The organism is Actinomadura sp. GC306 (genome assembly GCF_004348665.1).
In the GTDB taxonomy this organism is placed as follows: Bacteria; Actinomycetota; Actinomycetes; order Streptosporangiales; family Streptosporangiaceae; genus Spirillospora.
Genome location: NZ_SMKM01000059.1, coordinates 17,355 through 28,125, shown reverse-complemented (window position 1 = coordinate 28,125; position 10,771 = coordinate 17,355). Strand labels below are relative to the sequence as shown.

The window sequence follows — 10,771 nt, the reverse complement described above, 5'->3', positions numbered from 1 at the left end:
CCACATCCGCCGAACCCGACTAACCGTTTGCACGCCGACCCACCACGTCCCCTACACTTGACCAGGTCGCGTGGCAGCCACACCGCCACGCCCCGGGCCCCCTTCGTCTAGCGGCCTAGGACGCCGCCCTTTCAAGGCGGTAGCGCCGGTTCGAATCCGGTAGGGGGTACCACGCGCATGGCTGCATGATCACTTGCAGCGTCTGCGCCGCCACCCGCGATCACAGCATTCGCCGCACATCGTTGCGTTTCGGTCGTCTCGGGCGTGATCGTGACCTGGACGTCGACCTGGTTGCCCTCCTTGTCGTGACGCATCTCGACGGCGAAGGCGTCCAGCAGGCGCCGCAGGGTCGGCTCGGGTAGCAGGTCGAGGTCGACCGTTCCGGTCGGGAAGTGATTCAGCAGATCGGGACACGGTGCCGTCAGGGTCGCATCCCGCAGTTCGCGGAGGGCGGCTTGCTTGGCCTCCAGGTCCGCGCCGATAGTGGCTGCGCGTTCATTGAGGGAGTTCACGAAGACGGGACTGGGGTCGTCGACGGCTTCGAGTGAATCCAGGATGCGTTCCTTGCGTTGGTTCAGCTCCACGATCTGCCGCTCGGCCGCCTCCACGCGCTCCTGGTGTTCGCGCAGGTGGGTGTCGTCGAGGCGGCTGAGCAGAACGTGGAGGCGTTCACGGCGGTGGGGGCCGAAGACCTCGCGGTTGAAGAACTCGGTCAGGCCCGCCATGAGGGGTTCCTCGCGAACCCAGATGCTCGCCGGGTGCCCTTCGGGACGGTAGGCACGGGCGGGACGGCAGATGTAGTAGATCCGTCCCCGGCTTTCTTTGCCGAACATCCGGCGCCCGCACAATCCGCAGGTCATGTAGGAGCGGAGTGCGTAGGAGCGACGGGTGTCGGTGTGCGCGGTGTTGGGCCCGGAACAGCTGCGTGAACCCTCCCGATCACGCGCGACCTTCTGGGCATCGGTGAAGATCTCGACGCTCACAAGAGCGGGGTGGGTGGGCGCGCTGGACCAGATCCACGCCTCGGGAGGGTTGTTGCGGCCCCCGGCTGAGGTGGTGGCCTTGCGGTTCCACACCATGTAGCCGGTGTACTTGGGATTGGTCAGCACCTCCCGCACTGAGGAGTAGGTCCACTTGCCCACACTGCGGTGCTTCGCGGTGGCGACGGGCGGCGGGTACCGATCCAGATCGCGGTTGAGCCGGTCGGCGATGGCCTGGTAGCCGAAACGCTCACTGACGCGCATCTCGAAGATGGTCTGCACAACCGGGCCGCGTACCGGGTCTGGAGCCAGGACATGCTTGGTCGCGCCCTGCTCGCGGCGTGCGGCAACGGGGTGAAGCACCTTGTGCGCCAGGTAGCCATACGGTGGTCGTCCGACATTGAAGCCTTGTTCGGTGTGGACTTCGAACCCGCCCCAGGCTTTCTCCAGCATCTCCAGGACGTACCACTCGGCCACGCCCTGTTTCACCCGCCGCGTGAGCACCTGGGAGGAGCGTTTCCCATTCAGGGTGATCGGCTCGTCCGACGCCCACAGCGGGATGCCGAGCTTCTCCAGGGTGTTTTCGATCTGCGTTCCGACGTAGGTCCGCCGCGCGATCCGGTCGACCGACTCGCAGATCACCGCGTCGAAGCGCCGGTCGGGTTGGGACGCTTCCAGCAGCAGGTCTTGGATGCCGCCGTCACGCGGTACGGGGATGTTGAACCGCTCGTGCCCGCGTCCGAACCCACGGGCAGCGAGGTCCTTGCGCCCGGATTCGATGTCGTAGAAGTGCGCGACGATGACAGCCCTGTCGGGAAGCGACGTGTGCAGCGCGGTCTGGCTGCTGGCGAGCTGGCGCGGGAGCGACAAGGTCGGGTCCTGCTTGTCTTCGGTCGAGGTCCGTCCTGCGAAGGCCACCCGTAGCGGCCCCGACAGCCGGAATCCTCCACCGGGGCCAGTCAGACCCCGGGATCGGGTGCTTCGCGATCCTGCTGCGAACACTTCGAGCGGGACTGGGCTGTGTGATTGCTCCACCACGTGAGTACCTCCTTGATCGCGCGTGCCTGAACCCGGGTGAGCTGCTCCTGAACGGACGGGTCCGCCAAGACCAGTCGCCAGGCCAGCCTGAGCTGCTCCCCGTCGTCCCGGGTTTGCCTGTCCGGCCCGGTCACCGTGTCCCCGTCCGCCGGGTGTCAGCGGTGGTGGTTCCGGTGTCGAACCGATCGGGTGATGACGGCACACCTCCGCCGTGAAGATCAAGGCCGCATGCCTCGCCGCCCGTGAAGTCGGTCTCGTCCACAGGGGCGAAAACGAGGAGATCCTCGTGGGCGGTGGCCATGGCGGGGATGCCGTGTTCGCGGAGGCGGCGGGCTTCGATCATTTGGAAGAACGAGGCGCGGGTGACGATCTGTCCGTCGCGTAGTCCGCACAGCAGGGCGGCGAGCCTGTCGATCAGTACGAGGCCGTGTTGGTTGGCGGTGGTGATGACCTGGCCGGGCAGGTCGACGAGTTCGCCGGCCACGCGGAAGGGGCGGACGGTGACGGCTATGACTCCGCCGGGGCGCAGCAGGGCCGCGCACCCGGTGAGGATCTGGCCGAAGCCCGCGACGAGTTCGGCGGTCGGGCGGTGGGCGAGGTTGCGGCGGTCGGTGGAGTAGCGGTGGTGGGCCTTATCGATCTTTCCGCCGCCGTTGTCTCTGCCGGTGCGTACGTGCCCGTGTGTGGTCGCGCCGTAGGGAGGAGAGGTCAGCACGAGCGCGGCGGTTCCGGTGAGGTCGGCGAGCGCGGTGGCGATGTTGCGGGCGTCGCCGTGGACGACCTGTCCGGTGCCGGTGGCTCCCTGGGCGCGGGCGTGGCGGAGGTTGCTGGCGGCCATCTGCGCGAAGTGGGCCTCGTATTCCATGCCGGTGGCGTCGCGTCCCAGGTGGACGGCTTCGACCAGCGTGGTCCCGATGCCGCACATGGGGTCGATGACCAGGTCCCCAGGCTTGGTGTAGGCGGTGATGACCTGGGCGGCGATGGCGGGCAACATCTTGGCCGGGTGCGCCATCGACTCGGGTGTGTAGCGGCCCCTGCGCTGAACGCGTGAGGGTTGCTGCCCGGTGAGCAGGACGGACGCCAGCGCGCCAGCCTCGGTGCGGGTGTTCATGTTCATCGGCGACCTCCCCGGTCGCGGCCGCCCGGTCGTGTGAGCAGGCAGACGTCGGCGTGCACGCGAGCCGCCGGGGGCATGGCACGGGAGCGGATGTCGCGGAGCTGGCCGATGCTGTCAGGGCCGGCCTGGATGAGGAGGGTGTCGCCCTGGACGGGGACGCGGACGGCGATGATGTGCTGGCTGTAGCGGAACCCGGCCTTGCGCGCCTCGCGGATGATCGCCGGTGCGGGGTCGATGAGGCGTCCGTGGTGGTGTCTGGCCGTGGTGACGACCGCGAGGTGACCTCCGGGGCGCAGGACCCGGTAGGCGGCCGACAGGAACGTCTGCGAGCGAAACGCGCTGTTGGTCAGGACGTCCGACAGGCACGCCGGGCACGACCCTCGCGCTTGCCTGGGCTTTGGTTCGGTGGTGTGGCTTCCGGCCGTGGACGGTGCCGCGATGACCAGTGCGACCTCTCCGGATTGGTCGGCGATACCGCGGTGCATCTGGTCGGCGCGGCAGGGCCGCATCGCGACTCGGCCGAGCTGTTCATGGGACAGGTGTTCACGCAGCTGCGCGCCGATGTGCCGGGCGAGCGGGAAGTGCGGGACGCACGCGACGGCGCGGCGGTCGAGTTCGGCCGCCGCGCGCAGGGTGGCGGCGTTGCTGGTGAACGCCTCCGCGATCACATCGTGTTCATCGGTGGCGGTGGTGATGAGGTGGCGTGCGAGCCCGGAGCTGATCGTGCCGAGGTGCCGTTCACAGGTCCGGGTGTGGTGAGCCCGGTGCGCCGGGCCGTGGCAGGGCTGCGCGTCATGGGTGGGCTGGTCGGCGGTGTCGTCCGGGCAGAGCCAGACGGTGAGCGGCAGGAGCTGCCGCGCGGCGCTGGCCGGTGTCGGATTCGGCTTGTTGCTGCTGGTCATGTTGGGTGACCCGTGATGGTCGCCCGGTCCCCTGTCTCACCAAGTAACTGACCCCGCCGACCCCGATCTTGGACACGCGCAGCCCGGATTTCTGGTCGTGTTCACCGCAACTAAGTCGAGAGCAGCCGCCGTGCTCCTTGGCCCTGGAACGAAGCATGAGCCTGGCAAGGGTCCGTCTCGGAGTTTTGATCTTTCTTGATGGGGGTTCTCTGGCGCACCTGTTGATGCTGGTCAGCGGCGTTTTAAGCACATGGCTGTGCTTGACCTCTGACGGCTGGCGCCGTGTGCACACGAGCAGCGGACCATGTTTTCCCTGGTCAGAGCGATTTTGAGCAGATCGTGAACAGATCTGGTCGCGGGTCGTTGCTCATGATCTGCACATGGCCTCTGGCGAGATGTCGGTGACCGATTCACCGACCGCTCTCTCGGGGGTTCCCATGGCCACCAACATCCGTCCGGCCGACCGCTCCGACCAGCGCAGCCGTCGCACCGGCGGGGAGTCCGAGCACGTCCTGGACGTCGCGGAGACGACGTTCGATCTCCTGACACGCGGTCCGGCGCCGCTGTCGGTGGACGGCGCGGCGCTCGGGCACGGGCTGCCCGCCCGCATGATCGCGCTGGATGAGCTTCGGGCGATCATGCTGCACCCGTCCACCCGGCAGGAGGCGCGCGACGCCGCGTGGAAGGACATGGTGACGCGCGCCCGCAGCGAAGGCCCCGCCTGGGTCATAGCGTGCGTCGGTGTCGCGCTGCCGGGGCTCAAGGCGGTCGTGCGCGACCGCCTGCGCCGTCTGGATAACGACCCGGGAGCAGGTACCTCCCGTGTTGCGGCGGACCTGCTGTCGCAGTTCCACGAGACGCTGCACCAGATCGACCTGGAAGAGCCCTGGATCCCGCAGCGGCTGGTGGCCCGCTCGGCCAGGACGGTTGAGCGCGCCTACCGCGCGCGGGTGCAGGTAATCCCGGTGGATCCGTGCACGCTGGCGGAGATCACCTCCTCCGCCTCGTCGGACGCACACGTGGACCTGCTGCTGGCCTCGGCCGTCCAGCAGGACGTGATCACCGCGGTTGAGGCCGAGATCATCATCATGACCCGGCTGGAGGGCATGGCACCGAGCGACCTCGTTGAGCGGCTCCGCACCAACTACCAGGCGTTGATGAAGCGCCGCCGCCGCGCCGAAATGTGTCTGGTCGCCGCGCTGCGGGACGGGGGTCTTCGCGACGACTTCGCATCGCTGATGTCCAAGAACGGGATGTGAGCTGTCAGTTACTAGGTGAGAACAACACAGGTTGAAGACGGGTCCGGGCCGGATAGTCACCCGGTCCCCACTGTCTGACCATCCGCCGAGTGCCCTTGCCGAAGGAGGACACCCGCAAGGCCCGGCCCGTCTTCACCTCCGTGCTTGCTCGCCTTGTCCGCCGCACGCCGCAGTCCCGATCAGCCGCTCTGTCCCGCCCGTTGCTCCGTGTTCCTGCCTGGAGGGCTGCCCGTTGAGCATCCGTCCGTTGTCCGACCTTCTTCCATCCCGCCGGCCCGATGTGAGCACGGGGCGCCTCGCCGCCGCGGTTCTGCTGTGGTGCACCGGCATCTTGCTGTGCGGTCTGGTGATCGCCGCGACACTGGCATCGGCGTCAGACGCGCAGGTCGCCTCCGGTGTCCTGGCGTCCGATAAGCGGATCGAGCAGGTCATCAACAACCTGCGGAACGTCATCGTCGGGCTGCTGGTCGCGTTGGCCACCCTGTTCGCCACCATCGGGGGCGTCCGGTACCTGCTGGCCGGTGGCGACCCCGGCGAGGCCGAGGCCGGTAAGCGCACCTTGCGCAATGCCGCCATCGGCTACGGCATCGCCATGCTCGCCCCGGCCCTCGTGCAGATCCTCAAGTACGTCGTCGGGTCCTGACCGTGCGCGCCCAGACCCGCTGCATTCGGCGCAGGCGAGCCTTTGTCGCCGCTCTCTTCCTGGCCAGTGGGTGTGTGCTGAGCCTGGTTCTTCACGCCAGCGCCGACCCTCGTCCGGCCATTCGGCAGGTGAGCGCCGTCTCTGCCGCCGCCCCTTCAGACCCCGAGGAGGACGGTTCCTCCGACGGCGACCAAGGCGAGGAGGAAGGGGACGACTGCGGCTGGGTGAACGTCGGCTGCCACACCAAGGAGGCCATCACCGACTGGTTCCGGTCGCTGGCCAGGGACTCTTTGGAGCCGGTGCTGGGCTTCTTGGCCGACACGCAGCTCGCCACGCCTGAGGTCGGGTCGCCGGGCATGAACGCGGCCGAGCAGATCTGGGCGACGTCCCGGACGATCGCCAACACCTGCTTCGTGCTCATGGTGCTGCTCGCCGGCGTGATGCTGATGGCCGGACAGACTCTGTCCGGAGTAGCCGCGCCAGGGCAGACGATTGTGCGGCTGGTGGTCGCGTTCATCGCGATGAACACCAGTCTCATCGTGATCGGATACGGGATTCAGCTCGCCAACGGACTGGCCCGGTCGATCTTCATGAGCGGCGCTGACCGGATCGATCCCGACCAGGCCGGACGGGTTTTCGCTCAGGGCATCGAAGCCTCGATCAACACCGGGGGCAGTTTCTTCGTCCTGGTCACGCTGGTGGTCGTCGTCCTGGCGTGCATCTTGGCCTTCATCTATGTGATGCGGCTGGCGATCATCATGGTCCTGGTCGGTGTTGCCCCGATCGCGCTGATGTTCCATGCGCTGCCTCTCACCGATGGCCTGGCTCGGTTGTGGTGGCGCGGGATCACCGGTGCCCTGGCGATCCAGGTCTGCCAGTCGTTCGTGTTCATCACCGCCCTGCAGTTGCTGTTGTCGCAGCACGGCGAGGATGGCGGCTCTTTCCTCGGTGCCCCGACCGCGCAGGCGGAACTGGTCGACCTGCTGCTGGTGATCGCGCTCCTTTACGTGTTGATCTGCATTCCGCGGTGGGTCGCGCGCACCGTGTGGCAGCCCGCGCAGCCTCGCATGCTCTCCCAGCTTGTGCGCACGTTCGTCGTTTACAAGGGCGTCGGCGCCGTGGTGGGCTTCGCGGGCAAGGCGGCACGTGGCACTCGGGGCGCTGCCCGTACCGCCAAGGCCAGCACAGCGCAGGGCCGTCCCCGCCCCGGTGGCGGCGGTGGGCCGCGCAACGGGCCCCACGGCGGTCCCCACGGCGGGCCGTCGGGTGGCAATGGTCCGCGTCCCGATCGCGGGCCCGGTTATGGGCCCCAATGCCGCCAGCCGCGCGGTCCCGACCGGCGACACCGGCCGCGCCCCGGTTCGGCGAACGGGCCCCGCAGCGGCCCCCACAACGCCGCACACGGCCGCCCCGGGTCCCATCACCGCCCCGGGCACGGCGCGGCACCCAGGGGCGCGCCACACCGGCCACACGTCCCGCCCGTTCCCGGCCGGACGGGTGCGGGTGGTCCTGCCCGGCCGCACCCGCGCATCCCGACGCAGCCACCGACACGCCCCTACCGGCGCGCCGCGAGGCCCCGTCGTCCAGCACCGCGCAGGTTCGTGCGGCTCGATCCGCCCCGAAACCGCCGCCACGGCAGGAGGAACCGTTGAACGACGACCACGAGCCGCTGTCGGCACGCATCCCGGCCGATGTGGAGCAGCCAGACAAGATCATGTACGGGCTCACCGCACGCCAACTCGTCATCCTCGGCGCAACCGCCTTGATCACGGCGCTGATGTTCGTCACAGTCTCGCCGCTGCTACCGATCGCCGTCGCGGCGGGACTGTGCTTCCCAGTGATCACGGCAGGGGCCTCGATGGCCCTCGCTCGCCGCGACGGCATGGGCCTGGACCGGTTCGCCCTCGCCGCCATCGATCATCTTCGTCGGCGACGCACGCTCATCGCCGCACCCGAAGCGATTCCCGAGGCGCCGGCCTGGTGCAAGGTCCGAGGCCGGTTGCCGGGCGCCATGCGGTTCCCCGTCCGAGCCGTCCGCCAAGACGGCGTCATGGACCTGGACAAGGAGGGAACGGCCGCACTCGTCCGGGCGGGAACGATCTCCTTCGGTTTGCGGACGTCCGCAGAGCAGGCCGCGCTGGTCGGCTTCTTCGGACGGTGGCTCAACTCGCTTGAGTCCCCGGTGCAGATCCTCATCCGGGCCCGCCCCGTTGATTTGTCCGACCTCGCCTCACGGGTGGCGGAGGCCGCGCCCGATCTCCCGCACCCGGCCTTGCAGCGGGCGGCCGAAGATCACGCCGCCTATCTCGACGAGGTCGGCGACTCCCGGACCCTGCTGGTGCGAGACGTGTTCATCGTCGTCCGCGATCAGCCCGCCCCGGGTTCGGGACGCCGGGAACGCGCCCGTGAGGCGAGCGCCGCCATCGTCGCTCGCCGAGCCGCCGAAGCCGTCCGCACGCTGAGCGGCTTCGGCGTGACGGCGGAGTTCCTGAACGCCGACGCCTGCGTCCAGGTGCTGTCGGACGCCTTTTCACCCGGCCACGAGCGCCCCGCTCCGCTCGCCGACCCGGACCAGCCCATTACGGCCCACACCACCGAAGGAGCCTCGGCATGACCCACGCTCATCGGCGAATCAAGCGACCGTCCGTGAACAACCTGGCCAGCGGGCTCCTCCGATACGCAGAGGGCCTGCGTGGTGAACTCGCGGCCGTCGAGCTACTGATCATGCACGGGTTCTGGCTGACCCGCGCCGACTTTCGCTCCCACTTCATCGAACAGGACACCGTCCCGGGCGCACCCGATGAAGTCCTCGCCTGGGTGAAGTGGGACCAGGCCGCCACCGCTCTGCGCTGCGGACGCCTGGTGTGCTCTTCGGGCGAGGCCGCCGTTCTCCAGGTCGCCGCGGCACTAGCCACCGGCGGCGCTTTCCCCGCATCGGCACTGAGCAGCCTGGACCGCGAGAACTTCGTCCACGTCCTGACCGCGACCGCACAGGCGAGCGGTCACCCGGTTGCCCAGGTGGTGACCCGGTGAAGCTGTCCGCACTCACTCGGTCCTTGCTCACCTCGGCCCCGCCCACCCGAGAAGACGACCAGGACCGGCCGGGCGGTGTGGGTGATCTGCTCGCGCCCTCCGCGCTCCGCGTGAACGCATCGTCCCTGGAGATGCCGGACGGCTGCTGCGCCTCGTTCGCCATCACCGGATATCCACGTGAGGTCGGAGCAGGCTGGCTGGAACCGCTCCTCACCTACCCGGGGCGGCTCGACGTCTCAATGCACGTCGAGCCGATCCCGCCGATGGTCGCCGCCCAACGACTCCGGCGGCAACTCGCCCGCCTGGAGTCCAGCGCCCGCGCCAACGCCGAGGCGGGCCGACTGGCCGACTTCGGAGCCGAGGCCGCCGCCGACGATGCCGCCGACCTGGCCTCATCGCTGGCGCGCGGAGACGGCCGTCTGTTCCGCGTCGGCCTGTACCTCACCGTCCACGCCTGGGACACCGCGGAACTGGACGCCGAAATACAGCAGGTCCGGGCCTTGGCCGCGTCCCTGCTCCTAGACGCACAGCCGACGACCTTTCGCGCCATGCAGGGCTGGGTGTCCACGCTGCCACTCGGAACCGATGCGATCCGTCAGCGCCGCACCTTCGACACCAGCGCACTCGCCGCATCGTTCCCGTTCGCCTCACCCGACCTGAACGCCCCCACCGGCTCCAACAAGGTGCTGTACGGGGTGAACGTCGCCAGTTCGGGCGTCGTCATGTGGGACCGGTTCGCCCAGGACAACCACAACTCCGTCGTCCTGGCCCGGTCCGGCGCGGGCAAGAGCTACTTCACCAAGCTCGAAGCGCTGCGCCTGCTGTATCACGGCGTCGAGGTCTCGGTGATCGATCCAGAGGACGAATACCGGGCCCTGGCAGAGACGACCGGCGGTACCCACCTGGGCCTCGGCGCGCGGGGCGTGGCGTTCAATCCGTTCGACCTGCCCACCGACCAGGGCGACGACACCCTGATCCGCCGCGCCCTGTTCACCCAGACACTCGTCGCCGCCATGCTCGGCGAACCGCTGACACCCGCCGCGCGGCCCGTCCTAGACCGCGCCGTCCTTGCCGCCTACGCCGCGAAGGGCATCAACTCCGACCCCGCCACCTGGAGACGTCCGGCACCGTTGCTGGCCGACCTGGTCGAACAACTCGCCATCAGTTCCCATCCCGAGGGCGAGGGGATCGCCGAACGCCTCGCGCCCTATGTCGCCGGTTCCTACAAGGAGCTGTTCGCGCAGGCCACGACCACCCGCCCGGACGGGCACCTGGTGGTGTTCTCGCTGCGAGACCTGCCCGAGGAGGTCAAATCCGTCGGGGTACTGCTCGCGCTGGACGCGATCTGGCGCAAGGTCGCCAACCCCGCCGACCGCCGCCCCCGCCTCGTCATCGTCGACGAGGCATGGATGCTCATGAAGGAGGCCGAGGGCGCCCGCTTCCTGTACCGGCTCGCCAAGTCCGCCCGAAAGCACTGGGCCGGACTGACCGTCGTCACCCAGGACGCCGCCGACCTGCTGGCCTCCGACCTCGGCCGCGCCGTCGTCGCCAACTCCGCAACCCAGATCCTGCTCCGCCAGGCACCCCAAGCCATCACCGCCGTCGGCGACGCGTTCGCGCTGTCCGAAGGCGAACGCGCATTCCTCCTGTCGGCTGAAAGAGGCGAGGGCCTGCTGTGCGGCGGAAACGCCGACGACCGGGCAGCCTTCGCCGCCATCTCCTCCCCCGCCGAGCACAAGGTCATCACGACCGATCCCGCTGAACTACTCGACCACGAAGGGGAGGGCGACCCGCTGTGA

9 protein-coding genes and 1 tRNA gene are annotated in these 10,771 nt (G+C 68.9%); 8 read left to right on the top strand and 2 right to left on the bottom strand.

The annotated features are described in order from the left end of the window. The first annotated feature begins 96 nt into the window (after positions 1-96). Positions 97-172: transfer RNA gene (locus E1200_RS11590), tRNA-Glu, on the top strand. A 976-nt stretch (positions 173-1,148) separates the two neighbouring features. After that, positions 1,149-1,904, top strand: coding sequence for a hypothetical protein (locus E1200_RS34770; protein WP_243708483.1), 756 nt, complete (start codon positions 1,149-1,151; stop codon positions 1,902-1,904). Between the two features lie 244 nt (positions 1,905-2,148). On the opposite strand, the gene E1200_RS11580 is transcribed toward E1200_RS34770, so the two are convergent. Together E1200_RS11580 and E1200_RS11575 are read right to left on the bottom strand one after the other, a co-directional pair. After that, positions 2,149-3,135 carry a DNA methyltransferase gene (locus tag E1200_RS11580; protein ID WP_131951854.1) on the bottom strand — a complete coding sequence of 329 codons (987 nt, stop codon included), beginning with the start codon at positions 3,133-3,135 and terminating at the stop codon, positions 2,149-2,151. Continuing rightward, the gene (locus E1200_RS11575; RefSeq protein WP_131951853.1) at positions 3,132-4,037 is read right to left on the bottom strand and encodes a hypothetical protein; all 906 of its coding nucleotides are present in this window, start codon (positions 4,035-4,037) and stop codon (positions 3,132-3,134) included. The genes E1200_RS11580 and E1200_RS11575 overlap by 4 nt, the downstream gene beginning before the upstream one ends. Before the next feature lie 437 nt (positions 4,038-4,474). On the opposite strand from E1200_RS11575, the gene E1200_RS11570 reads away from it, so the two are divergent. The 6 genes from E1200_RS11570 to E1200_RS11550 all read left to right on the top strand — a co-directional run bounded on the left by E1200_RS11570 (position 4,475) and on the right by E1200_RS11550 (position 10,771). Continuing rightward, positions 4,475-5,296, top strand: coding sequence for a hypothetical protein (locus E1200_RS11570; protein WP_131951852.1), 822 nt, complete (start codon positions 4,475-4,477; stop codon positions 5,294-5,296). Positions 5,297-5,576: 280 nt separating this feature from the next. Beyond that, positions 5,577-5,939 (top strand): pilin, encoded by a 363-nt coding sequence (locus tag E1200_RS11565; RefSeq protein WP_131951851.1) that lies wholly within the window; start codon positions 5,577-5,579, stop codon positions 5,937-5,939. 2 nt (positions 5,940-5,941) lie between these two features. Next, positions 5,942-7,591: a hypothetical protein gene (locus E1200_RS33645; RefSeq protein WP_165950284.1), complete on the top strand. Its 1,650-nt coding sequence runs from the start codon at positions 5,942-5,944 to the stop codon at positions 7,589-7,591. Continuing rightward, positions 7,588-8,553, top strand: coding sequence for a PrgI family protein (locus E1200_RS11560; protein ID WP_165950283.1), 966 nt, complete (start codon positions 7,588-7,590; stop codon positions 8,551-8,553). Before E1200_RS33645 ends, E1200_RS11560 begins: the two co-directional genes overlap by 4 nt. Then, entirely contained in the window at positions 8,550-8,972 is a 423-nt protein-coding gene (locus E1200_RS11555; RefSeq protein ID WP_131951849.1) for a hypothetical protein, read from the top strand. The genes E1200_RS11560 and E1200_RS11555 overlap by 4 nt, the downstream gene beginning before the upstream one ends. Next, on the top strand, positions 8,969-10,771 hold the full coding sequence (locus E1200_RS11550; RefSeq protein WP_243708482.1) for an ATP-binding protein: 1,803 nt from the start codon (positions 8,969-8,971) through the stop codon (positions 10,769-10,771). The genes E1200_RS11555 and E1200_RS11550 overlap by 4 nt, the downstream gene beginning before the upstream one ends.